The 20801-nt window shown below is 36.3% G+C and carries 16 protein-coding genes; 4 read left to right on the plus strand and 12 right to left on the minus strand.

Annotated elements, in window-relative coordinates; translation table 11 throughout:
* Positions 1 to 207 precede the first annotated feature (207 nt).
* The 4 genes from NK356_RS16365 to NK356_RS16380 form a co-directional block, all read right to left on the minus strand.
* Positions 208 to 3396, minus strand: coding sequence for an efflux RND transporter permease subunit (locus NK356_RS16365; RefSeq protein WP_034695550.1), 3189 nt, complete (start codon positions 3394 to 3396; stop codon positions 208 to 210).
* A 7-nt stretch (positions 3397 to 3403) separates the two neighbouring features.
* Positions 3404 to 4465 carry an efflux RND transporter periplasmic adaptor subunit gene (locus NK356_RS16370; RefSeq protein WP_034695551.1) on the minus strand — a complete coding sequence of 354 codons (1062 nt, stop codon included), beginning with the start codon at positions 4463 to 4465 and terminating at the stop codon, positions 3404 to 3406.
* Between the two features lie 9 nt (positions 4466 to 4474).
* On the minus strand, positions 4475 to 5827 hold the full coding sequence (locus NK356_RS16375) for a TolC family protein (RefSeq protein WP_034695554.1): 1353 nt from the start codon (positions 5825 to 5827) through the stop codon (positions 4475 to 4477).
* 90 nt (positions 5828 to 5917) lie between these two features.
* Complete coding sequence (locus NK356_RS16380; protein ID WP_034695556.1) at positions 5918 to 6511, minus strand: TetR/AcrR family transcriptional regulator; 594 nt, start codon at positions 6509 to 6511, stop codon at positions 5918 to 5920.
* A 289-nt stretch (positions 6512 to 6800) separates the two neighbouring features.
* Between NK356_RS16380 and NK356_RS16385 the strand changes: the two genes are divergently transcribed.
* Positions 6801 to 9866, plus strand: coding sequence for a T9SS type B sorting domain-containing protein (locus tag NK356_RS16385; RefSeq protein WP_253317473.1), 3066 nt, complete (start codon positions 6801 to 6803; stop codon positions 9864 to 9866).
* 40 nt (positions 9867 to 9906) lie between these two features.
* On the opposite strand, the gene NK356_RS16390 is transcribed toward NK356_RS16385, so the two are convergent.
* A complete protein-coding gene (locus NK356_RS16390; protein ID WP_034695563.1) occupies positions 9907 to 10731 on the minus strand; it encodes a S1 RNA-binding domain-containing protein in 825 nt (274 codons plus the stop codon).
* A gap of 139 nt (positions 10732 to 10870) precedes the next feature.
* Between NK356_RS16390 and NK356_RS16395 the strand changes: the two genes are divergently transcribed.
* A complete protein-coding gene (locus NK356_RS16395; RefSeq protein WP_253317474.1) occupies positions 10871 to 11317 on the plus strand; it encodes a hypothetical protein in 447 nt (148 codons plus the stop codon).
* A 73-nt stretch (positions 11318 to 11390) separates the two neighbouring features.
* On the opposite strand, the gene NK356_RS16400 is transcribed toward NK356_RS16395, so the two are convergent.
* The 7 genes from NK356_RS16400 to recQ form a co-directional block, all read right to left on the minus strand.
* Positions 11391 to 12251 (minus strand): DUF4476 domain-containing protein, encoded by an 861-nt coding sequence (locus tag NK356_RS16400; protein ID WP_253317475.1) that lies wholly within the window; start codon positions 12249 to 12251, stop codon positions 11391 to 11393.
* Positions 12252 to 12372: 121 nt separating this feature from the next.
* The gene (lpdA, locus tag NK356_RS16405) at positions 12373 to 13776 is read right to left on the minus strand and encodes a dihydrolipoyl dehydrogenase (RefSeq protein ID WP_034695570.1); all 1404 of its coding nucleotides are present in this window, start codon (positions 13774 to 13776) and stop codon (positions 12373 to 12375) included.
* A 130-nt stretch (positions 13777 to 13906) separates the two neighbouring features.
* A complete protein-coding gene (locus NK356_RS16410; protein WP_253317476.1) occupies positions 13907 to 14293 on the minus strand; it encodes a cupin domain-containing protein in 387 nt (128 codons plus the stop codon).
* A 50-nt stretch (positions 14294 to 14343) separates the two neighbouring features.
* Positions 14344 to 14694 carry a hypothetical protein gene (locus tag NK356_RS16415; RefSeq protein ID WP_034695575.1) on the minus strand — a complete coding sequence of 117 codons (351 nt, stop codon included), beginning with the start codon at positions 14692 to 14694 and terminating at the stop codon, positions 14344 to 14346.
* Between the two features lie 76 nt (positions 14695 to 14770).
* Positions 14771 to 15856 carry a glycosyltransferase gene (locus NK356_RS16420; protein WP_034695577.1) on the minus strand — a complete coding sequence of 362 codons (1086 nt, stop codon included), beginning with the start codon at positions 15854 to 15856 and terminating at the stop codon, positions 14771 to 14773.
* Between the two features lie 10 nt (positions 15857 to 15866).
* On the minus strand, positions 15867 to 16421 hold the full coding sequence (locus NK356_RS16425; RefSeq protein WP_253317477.1) for a hypothetical protein: 555 nt from the start codon (positions 16419 to 16421) through the stop codon (positions 15867 to 15869).
* Position 16422: 1 nt separating this feature from the next.
* A complete protein-coding gene (gene recQ / locus NK356_RS16430; protein ID WP_253317478.1) occupies positions 16423 to 18627 on the minus strand; it encodes a DNA helicase RecQ in 2205 nt (734 codons plus the stop codon).
* A 158-nt stretch (positions 18628 to 18785) separates the two neighbouring features.
* On the opposite strand from recQ, the gene NK356_RS16435 reads away from it, so the two are divergent.
* Entirely contained in the window at positions 18786 to 19745 is a 960-nt protein-coding gene (locus tag NK356_RS16435; protein WP_253317479.1) for an SIS domain-containing protein, read from the plus strand.
* A gap of 135 nt (positions 19746 to 19880) precedes the next feature.
* Positions 19881 to 20708: a twin-arginine translocase subunit TatC gene (tatC, locus tag NK356_RS16440; RefSeq protein WP_183037386.1), complete on the plus strand. Its 828-nt coding sequence runs from the start codon at positions 19881 to 19883 to the stop codon at positions 20706 to 20708.
* Positions 20709 to 20801: the final 93 nt, after the last annotated feature.

The following is a 20801-nucleotide window of genomic DNA, read 5'->3' on the forward strand; positions in this document are numbered from 1 at the left end:
TATAAATTTAAGCGGGCTAAAGCCCGCTCCTATTGAATATTTTTCTTAATTCGCAATAATCATCAATAGAAATGGGCTTTAGCCCATTTACAATAATAAAAACCATCCAACGGCTTTAGCACAAATCTATAAAAGCATTAATCATCCATATCAACAAAAAAGCGCCTCAGAAAATCTGAGGCGCTTTCGGTTAATTAAAGGTTTAATTTATTTGTCTAAATGCTTAGGAGTAAATCCGTCTTCATTCAGCTCTCTGTGTACGTAATCTGCTTTCATTTCAGCTTCGTAGTCTACTTTAGTATCTTTACCCATTCTTCTTAGAACAGAGTCAAATAGAGAGTATACTACCGGTACAATGATCAATGTAAGGAATAGTGATGATGTCAAACCACCGATTACTACCCATGCAAGACCTTTGTTCATCTCAGCTCCGGCACCTGTTGCCAATGCGATCGGTAACATACCGAAGATCATCGCAATAGTGGTCATCAGGATCGGACGAAGACGAGCGTGGTTGGCTTGTACCAAGGCATCGTGAGTATTGGCACCTGCTGCTTTTCTCGCATTCGTAAAGTCAACGATAAGGATCGCATTCTTCGCTACCAGACCAATCAACATGATCATCCCTAACATGGTGAAGATGTTTAACGAGTTGGCAGTTAAGGCAAGAATTACCATTACCCCGATCATCGCTAACGGGATTGAGAACAATACCACGAAAGGATATACGAAACTGTCATATAGGGAAACCATTACCAGGTATACCAATACGATAGCTGCCAATAATGCAATTCCTAATGTACCGAAACCTTCCTGCTGGTTCTCCATATCTCCACTCCAGATGTAATCTACACCCACAGGTTTTTTGGTGCTGTTCATGAACTGATTTGCCCACTCATTAGCTACGTCCCCTACTGGTCTACCTACTGCTTTAGCTCTTACTTTTACCGAAGGAGATTTATCTCTACGTTCAAGTAAGCTTGGTCCTGAACCCATTTTTACATCAGCAAACTGGCTTAAACGAACCTGCTGTCCCTGAGGGTTTGTAAACATAAGGTTTTTAACGTCATCAATAGACTGTCTGTTCACATCTCCGAAACGGATATTGATATCATATTCATATTCTCCGGCTCTGAATTTTCCGTCAGTATTTCCGTTGAACGCTGTCTGCATTGTCTGTCCTACACTTGAAAGGTTTAAACCTAAAGCAGACATTTTATCTCTGTCAATACTTACCTGAACCTCCGGGCTACCTGTATCTGTTGACAATTCTGCATCTACTGCTCCAGGAACTTTTTTCAATAGTTCAAGGATTCTTGTTGCTTCTTTTACTGCTGTAGCATTATCCGGAGCAGTTACCACCATCTCAATTGGAGCATTTTCTGCACCCATGATACCGATTGGAGCCGTTTTAAATTCAACTCCTGTGAATTTCTCCTCAAGTTGTCTTTTAATTTTTGCAGCTTTGATATTGGTACTTTCTGTACGCTCAGATTTATCTGTTAAGTTTACCTGAACCTCAGACTGGTATGTTGTTGCCTGAGCTCCACCAAAACCTGTAGACTGCTGTCCAACTGTTGTAATAAGGTCTACAACATCTTTATCGTTTCTTAAGAATTTCTCAACATCTAATGTTAACTGGTTTGTTTTTTCAACGGTTGCATCTTTTGATAATTCCATTTGTACCAGGAACTGACCACGGTCGATGGGCGGGAAAAACTCACCTCCAATGAATCCGAATGCTACCAGCATGAATGAACTGATTAAAACAATGAAGGTAATCACCACTGTTGAAATTCTTCTCAATGTCGTTTTCAGACACCATTCAAGAATATCAGTGATCCAGTGTGTAAACTTGTCAATTAATCCTTCAAACCAAAGAATGAATTTCTCAAACCAGTTTTTACCTGTTAAATGCTCCAGCTTACCGAATCTTGATGATAACCAAGGAATGATGGTAAATGAAGCCAACAATGATAACAAGGTGGCAATAACTACCGTGACGCAGAACTGTGCAAGGATGTTGGCTACAAGACCTGAACTCATCGCAATCGGTAAGAATACCACCACAATTACCAAGGTAATCGCAGCTACGGTAAATCCGATCTCTGAAGCTCCGTCATACGCTGCTCTGATCTTACTTTTACCCATCTCCATGTGACGGTAAATGTTTTCCAGTACTACAATCGCATCATCCACCAGGATCCCTACCACAAGCGAAAGTCCCAGTAAACTCATTAAGTTCAAAGTATATCCCATCAGGTTCATTCCGATGAATGCTGCTACCAATGAAGCCGGGATAGAAACCATTACGATGAATGCGTTTCTGATACTGTGAAGGAATAATAACATTACAATTGCCACGAGGATAATCGCTAAGAATAAGTCGAAAATAACGTGGTTGGCAGATTCAAGGGTAAATTCTGTAGTATCGTTTACGATTTTTACTTTTACTCCCTGAACTTTATAAGCTTCTTCTACCGTTTTAATTGTTTTCTGAACACTTTCAGATACTGCTACGGCATTCGCATCAGATTGTTTTTTAACCTGCATCAAAATAGTAGGAAACTGGTTGAATCTCGCTACTTTTTCAACATCCTTCTGAGAGTCAAAAACGGTTGCGATATCAGATAAACGTACTTGTGCTCCATTTTTGTTAGAAACAACAAGGTTGTTCATTTCCTCTGTAGATTTATACTTTCCTGAAAGTCTGATCGTAGATTTTGTAGTTCTCGTTTTCAAACTTCCTGTAGGGAAGTCAAGGTTTGATGAAAGAATTGCCTGTTGTACGTCTCCGATTGAAAGTCCGTACCCCTGTAATTTTTTCTCATCAAGATTCACCTGGATTTCTCTCTCCTGTCCACCTACAAGGTCTACCTGAGCCACACCGTTTACACGGGAGAAAATAGGTTCAATCTTTTTATCCAATAAGTCATAAAGGTCCTTACTGTTCAGTTTATCCGATGAAATACTCATCGTGATAATAGGTAAGTCATCTAAGGAGAATTTATTCAAAGACGGCGCTTTCACATCCTCCGGAAGGTCTGCCAGAATTGCATTTACCTTTCTCTGGGCATCATTCAAGGCGTAGTCTACATCGGCACCATCATTCAGCTGAACCATGATTACGGATAAACTCTCGTATGAAGAAGATTCTACTTTTTTAACGTTTTCCAAAGAACCTACGGCATCTTCAATCTTTCGCGTCACGGAGGTTTCCACCTCTGCAGGTGAAGCTCCCGGATAGACCGTAGAAATGGTTACCATGTTGGTTTCAAACTTTGGAATCAATTCGTATCCCATGAGCGTATAACTCAGGATACCTCCCAACGTCAGAATTGTAAATAATACAATTACCAGCGAGGGTCTTTTAATCGATATTTCTGCTAACTTCATAGATCTACTACTTTATAATGTTCACTTTAGATCCGTTATCCAGATTGATCTGTCCGCTGGTTACTACCTGCTCTCCTCCATTCAATCCGCTTAACACCTGAACTTTATCTCCGTAAACTTTTCCGATGGTTACTTTGATCAATTTAGCAACACCATTCTGAACAACGAATAATTGTCCTGAGCTTACTCCATTTACAAACGCCTCTGCAGGAACTGTCAGCATATTCTGAGTTTCTGCACCGTTGTTTGTACTGAATTTAGCGGTTGCGTACATACCTGCTTTCAGGTTTCCTCTGTTTTGTACTTCAATTTCTACAGGGAAATTCAGAGAAGCATCACTTTTAGGAGCGATGAAAGTAATTCTACCTACGAAAGAATCTTCAGGTAAAACATTTACTTTAATCGGAACTTCCTGACCTAACTGGATTTTTCCGATCTGGCTTTCATCTACTAAAACAGAAAGTTTAAGGCTGTTGATATTTACGATTTCAAACATTGACGTTCCAGGAGAAACTACTGTTCCAGGTTCAACCATTTTCTTGTTGATGGTACCGCTGATTCCCGCACGAATGCTTGTGTCATTTACTTTTACGCTTTGTGCTCTAACTGCAGCCTGCATATTTTTCAGCTGTAATCTTGAGTTATCAAGCTGTTGCTTTGTAACTCCACCTGTTTTGTAAGCATTTTCATAGCGTTGGTTATCCATAATAGCATTCTGAAGATTATTCTGAGCCTGGGTAACATCCACTTCAATAGCATCTCTTTTAATGGTTGCTAAAACCTGGCCTGCTCCAACTCTTGAACCTTCTTTTACCAAAACGCTTACAATACGTCCTGAGATTTCAGAAGACTGGTTCATTTCCTGTTTTGGAATGAAAGTACCATTGGCTGAATAGTCTGTATCAATATTTTCTCTTGTAACCGTTACAATATTTACATTGATTTTATCTACCTGCTTGGCAACTTCTTTTACTTCCTGCGTCTGCTTTTCTTTGTTACCAGCAATCTTATATGCGGCTAACCCTACCAGTACAGCTGCTACGATGATATATATTACAGTTTTTTTCATTTTAGTTTATTATAAGTTTTGTAGTGTGTTTAGTTCACCCTTAGCTTTTATCAGCTTAATCTCTGCCTGTTTGTAATCTAATAATGCATTAGAATAATTCTGTTTTGCCTGTGTTAAAGCATTTTCAGAATCCAGTACTTCTGTAAGTGTTGCCAAGCCATACTGATAGTTAGATTGAGTATTTTTCTGAACTCTTTCTGCCAATCCTACATTATCTTTCATGCTTTCGATATTAATCAATGCATTTTCCATATTGGTCACTGCATTTTTATAATCTAAACTTAAGCTCAACTGAGTGTTTTCAATATCAACATCAAGATCCTGAATATCAATTTCTGCCTGGTTGATCTTAGCTTTTGTAGCACCTCCCGTGAAAATAGGAATATTTACATTCAAACCAATGGCTGAATAATCACTCCAAAGAACGCCTTTGCTAAGACCATTTGTCAACGGGAATTTGGCTCCGTTTGCTCCCCATCCGTAGTTCGCTGTAAGATTTACTGATGGATAAAGATAAGCTTCAGTCGCCTTTTTATTGAAAACCAAAAGTTCTCTGTTTTTATTTAAAACTTTAAGCTCTGTACGATCATTAAGATTTACGTTGCTCGCAATCAGTTCAGGCTTTGGTTCGATTTCTTTTTCTTCAAGCTCGATGTCTGTAGAAATCGGGATTCCCATATAAAACTTCAGGGCATTTTTTGAAAGTTCAACCGAGTTGATTAAGGTCTGCTTATTGGAACCAATATTGGTAAGCTGGACATTGGTTCTGTCTAAATCGATTGATTTTGCCAAACCGTTATCAACCAGACTTTTAATAACATTTCTTACTTTTTCAGTGTTGGCATAGCTGGCAGTTACCGTTTTAAGATTTTCTTCCTGTACGAACACCTGATAATAAGCTGTAGCTACATTTTCAATAATCTGTTCATTGGTTAACTGGGCATTCAGTACATAAAACTCTCTTGTTGATTTTGCCGCTTTAAGTCCTGTAAATACTCTTTGATCAAAAATCGCCTGTTGAAGTTGTACAGAAGCTGTTGAACCCCAAGGCTGCCCAAACTGAGCTCTGATTTTCTCTCCTCCAAATTCCAGTAAAGATTCCTGAATAATTGGATTATAGGTTAATCCTGCCGTCGCAGTCACCTGTGGAAGGGCACCAGCTCTGGCTTCATCTATCTTGTATTCGGCTTTTTTGACCTGTAAAGCAGCTTTTTTAGCTTCTGCTTTATTTTGGAGTGCCTGTTTTATTGCTTCCTGCAGGGAAACCTGCTGCTGGGCAGACATCAGTGTTGAGCCGAAAATCATAAATGCTGAAGCTATCCCAATTTTTAGCTTTGTAGCAGTTATACGTTTTCTATTCATAATTTTATACTTCGTTTATTTTTTATTTAATTTTCAGTCATTATTTATTTCTATTTGACGAATCATTTTCAGAAATACTTTAGTTTTTTTTTAGTTTTTGAACAACATATTGATAATAATCTCTTTTCTTTCAGAAATAATCTTATCATATTCTTCATCATTAATTAAAAGATTCTCCATAAATAATGGTCTTATCGCACTTGGGAATACCAATAGGGCAACCATATTCAGAATAAACTGAACAGGTGCCATTTTCTCAATATTTCCCAATTCCATTTCTTTTTCAATATCCTTGTACATATCGTTCAGGATATCTTCTTCAATTTCTCTCTGATGGCAGGTTCCTTTATTGATCTGGGATACGATATACGTTTCCAGATACGGATACTGAAGACTTGTAGAAAGACTGCTTTCTATGAATTGACTGATCTTCTCTTTAAAAGGCAGATCAGAATTCTGAATGATCTTCGACTTTTCCTGTTCTACTCTTTGTGCTTCATCAAAGATGATCTGGATAAGCTTATCCCTTGAACGGAAATAGTAATTAATAAGGGTTCTGTTCACTCCAGCTTCATCGGCAATCTCCTGCGTAGTAGCATCAAACTTTCCTTTCACAAAGAATAAATTCTTCGCTGTCTCCTTGATCAATTCCTGTGTTTGGTCTTTTTTTGCTTGATTTGACATTTTTGTTAAACAAATTTGTGCAAATTTATAGTAAAAAATATTTTTGACAAAATTGTTAAACAAAAAAATTAAACAAAAATGTTATGACATCCATCATGTTTCCCAACTTAAGTTTGTGATTTCTTAATGTTTCACGAGAAGTCTATTTTTATATCTTTGCCGCAAAATTAATAACCCAATGCGAAAACTTCTCTTGCTATTCGTTCTATTGATAGCAACTCTGTGTTATTCACAATGTAATAACTGTGCAAAAAATTTTGGAGGCTGGATTGAGGATAATATGGTAGGCATGAAAAAAACAAATGATGGTTTTTTATATGTTTATCAGGCTGACCAGTCTTATACGTATGCCGAAATGCTCAAATATGATTTTAACTGTAATCTGATTTGGGAAAAATATGATGTAATACAGGCTTTAACAGTAGACAATGCCGGGAATATCTATACGCTTGGAACGTCTGGTTATTATATGAACTATGTCAACAAATTAAAAAAATACAGCGCAGACGGTACTTTAATTTGGGAGAAACAATTCACTGGAGAGATTGGAAGACTGGCAAAAAACATATTTATTCATCAGAATGATGTCATTGTAACAGGAGTTTTCAGTTATACACTGGATTTTTTCAATCAAGTTTCATTAACTAATAACAGTGGTCTTACACAGCCTTATCGCAGAGGATTTCTAGCCAAATTTGACACCAATGGAAATTTCTACAATGCCATCCAGCTAGGTCAGGATATGGAATTTTTTAAAGACTCTGAAATGGATAATGCCGGCAATATTTATATATCAAAAGTTCATGCGAATTTTGCTTATAGTAAGATTGAAAAGTTTGATCATAACCTACAGTTAATTCTTTCTAAAGAGATCTCCAACAATGCAGGAGTTTACTGGGCATATTGCCCTACAAATCTTCATTATAACAAAATTAATGATAAGATGTATGTTTATGGAACTTTTGCTATTTCAACAAAAGTAGACAACACTTCATTTTCTACAGGCAGCACCAGTAATGGAATACAGCAAAGTATTATTACCAAGTTTGATATTAATAATTTAAATCTTCTCCGGTATTTAAAGTTTTACAATAACAGTTTTTTACAAATTCCTCAGGAAACCAATAATAATACGAGAACTTTAAATAATGCCTATTTTGCTGAAACCAATGATTACCTGTACACCTTTGGAACCTTTTCAAAAACGATGACGCTGGGTAATACTACGATTACCAGTTCTAATACCAATAACACTTATTATGGCGAAGATTTGGTTTTCTTTAAAATTAATTTGGTCAATTTTGAAGCTGAATACCTGTTTAAGTCTGATGCTCCACAAAATACTCCCTATCAAAACTTAAATGCAGCAAATGAAATCTTCATCAATAATGATAATGTCTATCTTTCATCAAACTTTAGAAATATACCGATCATACTGAACGGAACAACAATTAATAACAACAGTGGAAATGGTGCTGAGGATGTGTTACTGTATAAATATAGTACAACCAACTCTTCCAATACACTCTCATCAAACTCTCCTGTTTGTACTAACTCCACCCTTCAATTTAATGCCTCTGGCGGAACAAACTATAGCTGGACTGGTCCAAATGGCTTTACCTCAAATCAGCAGAACCCAACCATACCTAATGCAACCACAAATAATACAGGAACTTATACTTGCCAGGTTTCAGGAGGAACTTGCAGTGGAACATTTACCATAAATGTTGTTGTAGGTGATCATATCGCTCCTGTTCCGAATATTCCTGTTCTGACAGATATCACAGGAGACTGTCATACAACGGTTGCTACTATTCCTACTGCTACCGATAATTGTGCAGGAGTAATTACCGCAACAACAACTGATCCTTTATCTTATTCAATTCCAGGAAACTATATCATCCACTGGACTTATAACGATGGAAATGGTAATACTGCAACTCAGAATCAGAATGTAATTGTATCATCTCCTGCTCTTCCGACCCCTGTAAACACTCAACAGAGCTTCTGTGCTACCAACAATCCAAAGATTTCTGACATTCAGATCACAGGACAGAACATCCAATGGTATGATGCAGCAGGAAATACTTTACCTGCAACAACGGCTCTTATCAATGGACAAACCTATTATGCTTCCCAGACTATTAACGGATGTGAGAGTAATAAAACTTCGGTTCAAGTAACGGTAAATAATACTCCTAAACCTACAGCCAATGTTAATCAGGATTTCTGTGCTTCTGCAAATCCTACACTCGAAAAGATAGTTGCAATGGGAACATCCCTTAAATTCTATGATACAGCAGGAAATGTAATTCCAATGTCAACTCCTCTTGTGAACGGACAAACATACTTTGTAACCCAAACAGTCAATAACTGTGAATCTGAAAAACTGGCTATTACCGTAACACTTTCCTCAGATAATGTACCGGCAAAAGACATTACACAGGTACAATGTAATACGACGACTGCCAATTCTATGGTCGTTAATCTTCATTCTTATGAAGCAAATATTATTAATAACCCAGGGAATTATATTTTTACTTATACTGACACTTCAGGAAACCCTATTTCTAATCCTTCAGCTTATGTTTTAAATATCGGAACAATCCTTATCCACGTAAGGGTTTCAACTCCAGACGGATGTTTTAAAGTGGTGAGATTAAACCTTACGCTTAATCCAAAACCTATTGTTCTGCTTCCTGATATGCTTGATTTCTGTGAAGGAAAATCAGTTGTTTTAGATCCGGGTCCCGGATTTAAGTCTTATGAATGGAATACGGGAGCAACCACTCAAACTATTACAGTATCTACTCCGGGAACATATACTGTGAAAGTAACCAACGTTTTTGGATGTGAAAGTACAAGCTCTACTCAGGTGAGTTATTCTGTTTTGGCTCATATTGTTTCTGTGAATATTACAAACAATACAGCAACTGTGATTCTTTCTCAGAGCGGAAATTATGAGTTTTCTTTAGATAATTTCACATGGCAGGATTCTAATATATTCACTAATTTAAATATGGGAGAATATACTGTGTATGTGAGAACAAAATCAGGATGTATTATCGGACAGAAGAACTTCTCGATATTCAACATTCCGAATGCAATCAGCCCCAACGGTGATGGCATCAATGATACATGGAGAATTGCAGGATTGGAAAATTATCCGGGAACAGAAGTCAGCCTTTATGACAGAAGAGGTGCTGTGATCTACAAAGAGATTATTAAAAAGAATCCTTTTCAATGGGATGGAAAATATGAATCTCATGCTATCTCCACAGGAAATTATTGGTATACTATAAAAGTTTCTGACGGAAGAGTCTACAGCGGCTGGCTTCTGATTAAGAACAGATAGTAAAATAAAAACGAGCAGAAATTTCTGCTCGTTTTTTGTTTTATAATAATTTGATCTTATCGTTTGAAATATCGATGATCTTATCTTTATAAAGTCCTCCGATCGCTTTTTTAAAGTTTTTCTTACTCATCTGAAGTTCGTCCTTAATCTCTTCAGGTGAAGATTTATCAGATACATACAGAAGTCCGTAGTTTTCTTCCAGTTTGTTCAGAATCTTTTGTTTGAACTCATCAATATTTTCAAATCCTTCCGGCTGTAAAGAGACATCTATTTTACCGTCTTCACGAATAGCTTTGATAAATCCTGTTTCTTCTGATAATGGATACAGTTTTTTGAAAACATCGGAAGCGTAGATCAAACCAATGTATTGTTTGTTGATGATGACATTCCAGCCCAGTTCACTTTCATTCATCATGATCAGGTCTACTTTGTCTCCTTTCTTGAACGGAAGCTCATCATATTGAGGGTTTCTCTTGAACTTAGTAGTACCTGTAATCAGTTCCATATCTTCGTCTACATAGATATAAACCAGGTATCTTTTTCCTTCGATGATTTTGGTTTTCTGCTGCTTGTAAGGAATAAATAAATCTTTAATGATTCCCCAGTCCATAAAAGCTCCGCTTGGAAGACTTTGTACACAGCTCATTACCGCAAATTCACCGACTTCAGCTAACGGAATCTCAGTAGTTGCTTTTAATTTATCATCATCCTGGTATACAAAAACTTCAACTTCCTCACCTATTTCTTTTTCGTCCTGAATAAAGATTTTAGGTAGAAAAGCCTTCTCACCGGATTCATCTACGAGGATCCATCCTGAATTAATTTTTTCTGAAATTGTTAAAGTTTGAGTTTTTCCGAGTTGCATTGATGATAAAATTAGCTGACAAAGGTACGGAAATTTGAAGATGCTATCCTAGTTAATACCATTATAATTCTTTTAAAGACTCATTTCTATTTTTTATAAAACCTCTAAAACACTTACATTTGAACAAAGAAAAATAATCATGAAAAAATATTTCATCCTGCTTCTGTTTCTTTCTGCTGTCTTTTCAAAAGCTCAACTGCTTGAGAAAACAGCGGTCAATATTTCATATCGTTATACCGGAAGAAATGTTTTGCAGGCTGGATTAGAATACAGATGGGGCGAAAGCTATGAAGGGTCTATTATTATTGGTCCTTCCCTACTTTATACGCGTGTAAATGAGACCAATAAATTTATTCCAGAGATCAACATCAATCTTCTCCGTGCCGGACTATTAATGGGAATATCCGGTAATCCATATTCAGTAGAACCCAGGATTGGTGTTTCATTATTCAATGCAGTGTTTCTGAATAGCGGCTATGCCTTTCCTATTCACAGGGAAAAATATTTTAAAGGGGTAACTTTTGGAATCCAGTTTAATATCGCTCCGAAACATTCTAAGTTTTATGATAAACTGAAAGTCATGTAAAAAATACGTTTTGGCTAAAGCCATTGGATTTGTTGTATAAAATAAACGGGCTAAAGCCCGTTTCTATGGAATATTATAAGTTCGAGATATAATCCATCAGTTCACGCTTGCTGCTTTCAAAATCAAAAGCATCATAAACCATGAAATAACGGTCTTTATCCGCACAATTGCGGTACATCGATTTCGCAAGAACCAATTTCTTATTATCAAAACTGATCGCTTTTACCAGATCTCTTATTTGTGCCGAAGTAAACATTGATGTACGCATCTGCTGATTGATCATCTTAATTTTTCCATCATCAAAACTCTCATTGCTCATCATCATATCAAAAAACTGACGGAAAGAATGATTATCCATCACATTTCCCTGCAGAGGCCAGTCTCCGGAATGATTTCCATAAGGATTATTCCAGATATCGTTCCAGTCATTAAAACCATATTGATTTTGAACAGGATAAGAATCCAGGAGGTATAGGCCTTCGTTGGTAAAGAAATCAAGCACCATTCTGTTGTTATTTCGAAGCATCAATGTTGTTCTGTAGATCAGAAAATCATTCTCGTAGATTGAAATAGGCATTCTTCCTGATGACAGATCAAAGAACCTGTACTTTCCGGAGCCGTTTGCCATCATTTGATCACCAACTTCCACAGTAAAAAATCCCTGCTCTGGAATTCGCAGAAAGACTTCTGCATACCCATAGTTTCTGTTCCATTGATAATTAGGATTTTTTATTCTATTTCCACTTCTCTGGGGAATTGTATTATTTCCAGATCTAGGTTGATCAAAAGTTTTATTTCTTTCATCCGGACTTTTAGAGGTTCTCATTTCTGTAGTGGAAGCCTCATTTTTTAATAATTCTCCTGCTTTTCCTGCTTCCTGTGCCCATGAACTGATTCCCGCCAAAAGCATCCAACTGATAAAAATCTTTTTCATACATGAAATTTTCAAAAACCATCTCCATTTTCATGCCAAAAGCAGTACAAAAAAGGCTGCTTCAATAAGAAACAGCCTTTAATTTTTAAATATTTAAATGATTAAATTTTTTAATCAAATATTACATATGAATAGGTCTTTTTGCTGTAGCATCCAATGCAGCCTCTTTAATAGCTTCTGCATACGTTGGGTGAGCGTGAGAACTTCTTGCAATGTCTTCAGCACTTGCACGGAACTCCATAGCGATTACCCCTTCAGCAATAAGGTCAGCAGCTCTTGCTCCTACGATGTGCATTCCTAAAACCTCATCTGTTTTTTCGTCTGCAATAATCTTAACAAGACCATCGATATCACCACTTGCACGGCTTCTACCTAGAGCTCTCATTGGGAAAGATCCTACTTTGTAAGCAACACCTTCTTCTTTTAATTGCTCTTCAGTTTTACCAACTCCTGCAACTTCGGGCCATGTATAAACAACACCAGGAATCAGGTTATAGTTGATGTGAGGTTTTTGTCCTGCCAATGTTTCAGCAACGAAAACACCTTCTTCTTCAGCTTTGTGAGCCAACATCGCACCTTTGATAACGTCACCGATCGCATAGATATTAGCAACATTTGTCTGTAAGTGGTCGTTTACTTTTACTCTTCCTCTTTCGTCAAGCTCTACACCTGCTTTCTCAAGTCCAAGACCATCTGTGTAAGGTTTTCTACCTACAGAAACTAAACAGTAATCTCCTTCTACTACTACTTCTGCTCCTTTTTTATCTTTAGCAGTGATCTTTACAGTATCTCCGTTTCTTTCAACTGCAGAAACCGCAGTAGAAAGCATAAACTTCATTCCTTGTTTCTTAAGAACTTTAGTCAATTCTTTGCTTAAAGCTCCATCCATTCCAGGGATGATTTTATCCATAAATTCAACAACCGTTACCTGAGCTCCTAATCTTAGGTATACTGAACCTAGTTCAAGACCGATAACTCCACCTCCGATTACTACTAAATGCTTAGGAATTTCTTTAAGGTTTAAAGCTTCCGTAGAAGTAATCACTCTTTCTTTATCTAAAGAGATGAAAGGCAGTGTAGTTGGTTTAGAACCTGTTGCAATGATTGTATATTTAGATTCGATCGTTTCAGAAGAACCGTCGTTTTTTGTAACTTTAATCTGAGTAGCAGATTCGAAGCTTCCTACACCTTCAAAAACAGTAATCTGATTTTTGTTCATCAGATAGCTGATTCCGTCTGTATTCTGCTTGATCACTTCGTTTTTACGCTCGATCATTCTAGCGATATCTGCTTGAGGCTCGTTAATGATGATTCCGTGACCTGCAAAATTGTGTTTTGCATTTTCGAAATGCTCAGAGCTGTCAAGAAGCGCTTTTGACGGAATACATCCAACGTTAAGACAAGTTCCGCCTAAAGTTGAATATTTTTCAATAATTGCTGTTTTGAAACCTAATTGTGCTGCACGGATAGCAGCAACATAACCACCGGGACCAGAACCTATTACGGTAACATCGAATTGACTCATGTTATTGTATGAATTTGTTTATTATTATCTATCTTAATTCTCACAAATTTACATATAAATTACCAAGCACCAAAGTGAGTTTTATCAATTTTAAAAATGATAATTATATGCTTTAGTTTTATGAAAAGTGTTATTTTATGAACTTTATATTTTCCTCATTCCCTTTCTTCAGGTAAATTGCGGTAAAGACAAGTGGTTTTTCGGCAGAGGCATTATCAAAATGAAGAATTTTCACATTTTTAGGTTCATAAAAAGCATCTCCTTCATGAAGTACTACTTTTTCTTTCCCTTCGATCTGGAAAACAGCTTCACCGGAATTGATGATTCCCAAAACAGGACAGGGATGCAGATGTTCAGGAGCTCCTTGTCCGGCAGCCATTGTTATTTCCTGAATCTCTGTAGATTTCACTTTCTGATCAAGAGCTGTTTTTAATAACTCTTTTCTGGAGATGGTCTTCTGCTGAGCATTCATGAGAACAGCATTCAGCAACAAAATAACGATTATAAATGGCTTCATTGATTGGATGTTTATTTTTATGACTTATTCTAATTCAATCAGCATAAATTTTACAAACTTATATTCAATTTTCCTTGTCCAAATTCGCCTGTACTTTCAAAAAACGACCCGCCATACACATACCATTCAAGGCTTTCAAGAAATTCTACTGCATTTTCCGGGGTGATTTGAGGACGATCTTTTTTCGAAACAATTCCTTTGTACCATCTTCCTGATTTGGAAAAGCTTTCATATTCCACAAAATAATGAATCCATATTCTCTGGCACAACTTGCACTGTTGAATCGTTACTTCTCCATATCTTCCGTTGGTATGATCAATTCCTAATGCCGAGCTTCTATATTCGGTATAACTGGAGTTCGGTTTCTCACAGGCGCATCCTAATTTTTGGATTTTATTCATGAATGAAAAAATTGGTTTTCAGATAAAATTTATAACTCCAAAAGTAAGAAATTAACACCCTACAAAACAAATAGGGCTATGAAGGTTTGATCAAATCCAGTAGAACTTTTTCGTATTTATCCATGATAATATTCTTAGAGAACCTTGATTTAATAGAGTTTTTTATGGCATCTCTGTTATAGTTATTCTGAAGAACATTCACAATCTGTTGGGCAAAGCCATCATAGTTTTCAATATTGGCAACTTCACCGTTTACATTGTGCTGGATGATTTCATTGATTCCACCGGGACAGTTATTGGCTAAAGAATAAGTTCCGCAGGCTCCTGCTTCCAGAAGAACGTTGGGAAAACCTTCGTATCGTGAAGAAAGCACAAATAAATCTGCATATTTCAGGTATTGATAAGGATTGTCCTGTCTGCCATGGAAAATCACTTTTTTTAATCCTAAAAGCTCTTTTGTCTGAAGCAGAACATCTTTGTCTTTTCCATCTCCTAAAATATGAAGCATAATATTTTCATTCTTCAGCCTTGAAAAAACTTTCAGCAGGTTATCAAACCCTTTTCTGGAAGACAGATTTCCAATGGCCACTACATTTTTATAATTGTATTTGAAACATTCCGGTTTTAAAGAAATAGACATTTTATCTTCAATAAAGTCAAAGTCTACAGGATTATTGATCTTGACAATTTTTTTCTTTTTAATATTAAAATTATCCACAAGATCTTTCATCATATCATCACTTTGAGCAATGATTCTCTGATAGTTATTGTAAAAATTATAGAAAAACTTAATCTCTTTGCGGGTTACATGCTGAGTCACCACATTGGTTTCCCTTGCAATGAATTTTGTTCTTGGAAAAAGTCTTATAAATAATGATAAATAAGCATTGACTTCACCAAAACCGGAGAATACAATATCAGGTTTTCTTCTATAGATTTCTCCTAAAATAGGTTTTAAAGAATGTCTTATTCTTTCGGTATTGATATCGATAATTTCGACATCTTTTTTCAGAAAATTCAAATATCCGCCCTGTTTACGTAACAGCAAAATCTTAGGCTCAAACCGATCTCTGGAAAGATGATTCGCTATTGTGGTAACAATCCTTTCTGCGCCCCCGGTTTCTAAGTCCGGCAGAATAAATATGACAGATATTTTTTTCATCAATGTAAAGTTAGTAAAAAGTTTTGTTAACCTTTAAGCCCATTTCGTTAAATAAAGGTATAATTTCGTTAATGTTTTCAACACTTAGAAAGGCATATTTATCTTCAGTAAAATTGACTCCTCTTCTTCTAAAAAAAGAAAAACTCTCATCATCTTTACCAAAAAAACTTTCAGGCTCTCCAAAAATGATATTCCCAAAATGATTGGTATTCATTTCAGCGTTTACCTCTTTTATTTCATTCAGTTCTTTATATTTTAGAACCTTCCCGCTTCCCTTTTCAACGATAGCTATCCTTTGGTTTGTAATTACATAATAGTTATTTTTCAGTTTCCAATATTTTACAATCCATCTGAAAAAAGTAACGTATAAAGCATTACAAAAAACCCCAATCCCTATTATTGAAAAGAGCCAAAAACTGGAATTTAAGCTACTCGTAATAAAAAAAACACCAATTGCAAGGTAGAATACAGAAAAAGCTGTTCTCAACTTTTCTGTCATATTAAAAAAGAAACTCTTCTTAGGAAGAATTTCTTTTTTAATTATTTCGTTATTGTTTAAAATCATTTTAGTTGGCTACGTCACTAATGAATTTAATTCTCAACATTCTTACTTCTTCATCAGACAGTTCATCCCCGAATTCATCCAGCAATACTTTCATACTGTCACTTTCAGATTCGTTCATGAATTCCATGAATCCGTCTACAATGTCTTCATCAAAATTATCTTCAATATAATAGTCGATATTCAGCTTTGTTCCCTGATAAACAATCCTTTCCATTTCTTTCAGAAGTTCATCCATAGAAAGGTTTTTAGCTCTTGCTATATCTTCAAGGTCAATCTTTTTATCAGTGCTCTGGATGATGAAAACTTTATGGCTGGATTTATTGGCCACCTGCTTCAATACCATATCCTGAGTACGTTCGATATTGTTATCTTCTACGTATGTTTTGATGTAATCTGCGAATTCTTTACCGTATTTTTTGGCTTTTCCTTCACCTACACCATAGATTTTGGTGATCTCATCTACACTTATTGGATATTGAACCGTCATATCCTCCAAACTTGGATCCATAAATACTGTGTATGGTGGAATTCCATGTTTTTTGGCTACTTTTTTTCTCAATTCTTTCAACAGACTGAAAAGGTTCTGATCCAGTCCTCCTCCAGCCTGCTGCTGTACCTGATCACTCTCAGCTTTTGCCTGAGTAAGATCAAATTCACGGTCTTCAGCAATTAAAAAGATGTCTTTAGATTTACCATTCAGGACACTTTTCCCTTTCTCTGTAATTTTTAAAACCCCGTAGGTTTCAATATCTTTCTGTAAAAAATTCTGAACAGTCGCCTGTCTCAAAATTGTTTTCCAGTAATTATCTTTTTCGTCTTTTCCAAAACCAAAGTGAGAACTTTGCTCCAATTTATAAGATTTCGTTACTGCATTTTCTTTTCCTACGATAACCGAAATCAGGTCTTTAGATTTGAATTTTTCTCCTGTATCATTAATCAACGCCAATGATTTTTCGAGATCTGTCGTAGCATCTTTTAATTTTGGAGGATTGGATGAATTGTCGCACATTTTAGCTCCGTCTCCGTTTACCGGATCGAAACTTTCCCCAAAATAGTATAGAATATATTGTCTTCTGCTCATGGAAGTTTCAGCATAGCCTACCACTTCATTCAAAAGCTGTAATCCTATTTCTCTTTCTGAAACAGGTTTCTGAGCCAGGAATTTCTCCAGTTTTTCAATGTCTTTCGGGTCATAGAATGCCAGACAATGGCCTTCACCTCCGTCTCTTCCTGCTCTTCCGGTTTCCTGATAGTAGCTTTCCAATGATTTTGGGAAGTCGTAATGAATTACAAATCGGACATCCGGTTTATCAATTCCCATCCCGAAGGCAATGGTGGCCACAATTACATCCACTTCTTCCATCAGGAATTTATCCTGATTGGCTACTCTCACTTTTTGGTCAAGACCGGCATGATAAGGAAGCGCATTGATTCCATTCACCTGCAGAAGCTGGGCAAATTCTTCAACTTTTCTACGGCTCAGGCAGTAAACAATTCCTGATTTTCCTTTATGTTGGTTAATAAACTTAACGATTTCCTTATCTACGTTGATTTTAGGACATACTTCATAATATAGATTAGGACGGTTGAAACTTTCTTTAAACACCAATGCATTGGTCATTCCTAAAGTTTTCTGGATATCATCCTGAACCTTAGGAGTAGCAGTAGCCGTTAAAGCAATCACCGGTACATTGGCGATTTTGTCAATAATCTGTTTCAGATTCCTGTATTCCGGTCTGAAATCATGTCCCCACTCTGAAATACAGTGGGCCTCGTCGATAGCAAAGAAAGAAATTTTCACTTCTTTCAAAAAATCCAGGTAATCATCTTTAATTAATGATTCAGGAGCTACATACAGAAGTTTGGTTTTGCCGCTTTTGATATCGTCAAAAACCTGCTTGGTCTGCGTTTTGTTTAATGATGAATTCAGTACATGTGCTACTCCATCATCTGATGAAAGACCGTTCACCGCATCTACCTGATTTTTCATCAACGCTATTAAGGGCGAAACTACTATTGCTGTTCCTTCCGAAATAAGTGCCGGAAGCTGATAACATAATGATTTTCCGCCACCTGTAGGCATTAAAACAAATATATCCTTCCCATTCAATAGGTTGTCTATAATTTGTTCCTGCTGGCCCTTAAATGTAGAAAACCCAAAATACTTTTTCAATTCGCCTGATAAATTGGCTTTTTTTGCGCTCATCTAATTTTCTATTGCTAAATTTGCATCTCACCCAAAGTTATAAAAATTCTGCTTAAAATAAAAGCGAACGAATTTATAAAAAATAAAATTTATATTAAATATTCTTTTTAAAATATAACGTTTTTTATAAACTTTTTTGTATACCTTATCATCGTAAAATGGATAGAACCAACATTATATCAATTGCAAAAAGCACTTTAGAAATAGAAATTTCTGAACTAGAAAAATTAAAAAACAGAATTGATGACCAATTTGCACAGGCTGTAGAGATCATTCACTCAGCAAAAGGGAAGCTCATCGTAGTAGGAATAGGAAAATCTGCCCATGTGGGTAACAAAATTGTTGCTACGTTAAATTCTACGGGTACACCTTCTCAGTTTTTACATGCTTCAGAAGCTATTCATGGGGATCTTGGAGTCATTCAGAAGCAGGATGTTGTTTTATGCATCTCCAACTCCGGAAATTCTCCTGAAATTGCTAATCTGGTTCCTTATTTAAAAGATTATTCTTCGGCTTTGATCGGAATGACGGGAAATAAATCCAGTAAACTGGCTGAATTTTCAGAAGTTATTCTGGATACTCATGTGGACGTTGAAGCTTGTCCGAATAAACTGGCACCTACAAGTTCTACAACGATACAAATGGCGTTGGGAGATGCTTTAGCTGTTGCTTTAATGGAACTGAACGATTTTAAAGCTAATGATTTTGCCAAATTTCATCCTGGAGGAAGTCTAGGAAAGAATCTTACTTCTAAAGTAGAACAGTTTCTTTCTTCCCAAAAGCCTCAGGTAACAGAAGATTCTTCCATAAGAGATGTCATAATTTCCATCAGTGCTTCAAGCCATGGAATCACTGTAGTAACCAATGAAGACCAGATTATTGGCGTTATCACAGACGGAGATTTGAGAAGAATGCTGATGAAAGGAGAAGATATCAGTAAGGTATCGGCTAAAGACATTATGTCTGCCCGTCCGAGAACAATTGAAAAGGAAGCTCTGGCGAAAGAAGCCATGAAAGTTTTGAAAGAAAATAATATCGGCCAGCTGGTAGTAACGGAAAACGGAAGATATTTCGGGATTATAGACCTGCATAAACTGCTGGACGAAGGGATTAACTAGAAGATAGAAATTCAGAAGTTGGAGGTTAATAAATAAAAGAAAATTTGCGGATTAAAAGTAAAATTTAACTAATAACCTGCAGACTCTTACTTCTGTCATTTTTTTTATAAATTTGCGCTTTAAAAATTGTATTCTGTGAGTGATGGTAAAGACATGTCCTTCCTTGGGCATATAGGAGAATTAAGAGGGCATCTGATCCGTTCGATTATTGCTATCATAATTGCGGCTTTTGTGGTTGGTTTTAATATCAACTGGATTATGGACCATATCTTTTTTGGGCCTACCAGAAATGATTTCCCGACTTTCAGAGTTGTTAATCATTTTTCAAGAATGATTTTAGGAGAAGACAGTATTCATCTTCCAAAGGACTTCCCTGTTCGTGTACAGAGATTGTATCAGCAGTTCAATGTAATGATGGCTGTTTCAATTTTTGGTGGAATGGTGGCTGCATTTCCTTATATTGTTTGGGAGCTATGGCGTTTTATTGGCCCTGCTTTACATCCGAGAGAAAGAAAAAATTCTATTTATATTATTAATGCGGTATGGATTCTTTTTATGACCGGAGTATTATGTGGTTATTTCCTGATTCTTCCGTTTGCCGTTAATTTCGGGGTCATTTTTAAAATCTCAGACATTATCGTTCCGCTTTATGATTTAAGTGATTATACCACTTTATTTTTACAGGTGGTTTTGGGTATGGGTGTTATTTTCCTTTTCCCGATTTTGATCTACTTCCTTACCAGCATTGGAATTCTTACGCCTACATTTATGAAGACCTACCGTCGTCATGCTATTGTTCTGATTATGGTAGTGGCTGCAATTATTACTCCGGCGGATGTTCTAAGTATGCTGATGGCCGCATTCCCGCTGCTTATCTTATATGAATTCAGTATTATGATGTGTACCTTCACTTATAAAAAAGTACAGAAAAGCAACGGAAATCTTCCGGCAGTACAAAAATAAAAGTATTTTTTACTAATAAAAGCCTAAGTGCTACTATTCAATTGAATAGTAGCACTTTTTTTATTAAAAAAAATCAACCTTAATTATATCTAT

It is taken from the genome of Chryseobacterium sp. S0630, assembly GCF_024158915.1.
Taxonomy (GTDB): Bacteria; Bacteroidota; Bacteroidia; order Flavobacteriales; family Weeksellaceae; genus Chryseobacterium.

Bases quoted from the DNA above. Each gene is read 5' to 3' on its own strand.
- NK356_RS16365 (WP_034695550.1), bottom strand. From the start codon at position 3,396: ATGAAGTTAGCAGAAATATCGATTAAAAGACCCTCGCTGGTAATTGTA.
- NK356_RS16370 (WP_034695551.1), bottom strand. From the start codon at position 4,465: ATGAAAAAAACTGTAATATATATCATCGTAGCAGCTGTACTGGTAGGG.
- NK356_RS16375 (WP_034695554.1), bottom strand. From the start codon at position 5,827: ATGAATAGAAAACGTATAACTGCTACAAAGCTAAAAATTGGGATAGCT.
- NK356_RS16380 (WP_034695556.1), bottom strand. From the start codon at position 6,511: ATGTCAAATCAAGCAAAAAAAGACCAAACACAGGAATTGATCAAGGAG.
- NK356_RS16385 (WP_253317473.1), top strand. From the start codon at position 6,801: ATGAAAAAAACAAATGATGGTTTTTTATATGTTTATCAGGCTGACCAG.
- NK356_RS16390 (WP_034695563.1), bottom strand. From the start codon at position 10,731: ATGCAACTCGGAAAAACTCAAACTTTAACAATTTCAGAAAAAATTAAT.
- NK356_RS16395 (WP_253317474.1), top strand. From the start codon at position 10,871: ATGAAAAAATATTTCATCCTGCTTCTGTTTCTTTCTGCTGTCTTTTCA.
- NK356_RS16400 (WP_253317475.1), bottom strand. From the start codon at position 12,251: ATGAAAAAGATTTTTATCAGTTGGATGCTTTTGGCGGGAATCAGTTCA.
- lpdA (WP_034695570.1), bottom strand. From the start codon at position 13,776: ATGAGTCAATTCGATGTTACCGTAATAGGTTCTGGTCCCGGTGGTTAT.
- NK356_RS16410 (WP_253317476.1), bottom strand. From the start codon at position 14,293: ATGAAGCCATTTATAATCGTTATTTTGTTGCTGAATGCTGTTCTCATG.
- NK356_RS16415 (WP_034695575.1), bottom strand. From the start codon at position 14,694: ATGAATAAAATCCAAAAATTAGGATGCGCCTGTGAGAAACCGAACTCC.
- NK356_RS16420 (WP_034695577.1), bottom strand. From the start codon at position 15,856: ATGAAAAAAATATCTGTCATATTTATTCTGCCGGACTTAGAAACCGGG.
- NK356_RS16425 (WP_253317477.1), bottom strand. From the start codon at position 16,421: ATGATTTTAAACAATAACGAAATAATTAAAAAAGAAATTCTTCCTAAG.
- recQ (WP_253317478.1), bottom strand. From the start codon at position 18,627: ATGAGCGCAAAAAAAGCCAATTTATCAGGCGAATTGAAAAAGTATTTT.
- NK356_RS16435 (WP_253317479.1), top strand. From the start codon at position 18,786: ATGGATAGAACCAACATTATATCAATTGCAAAAAGCACTTTAGAAATA.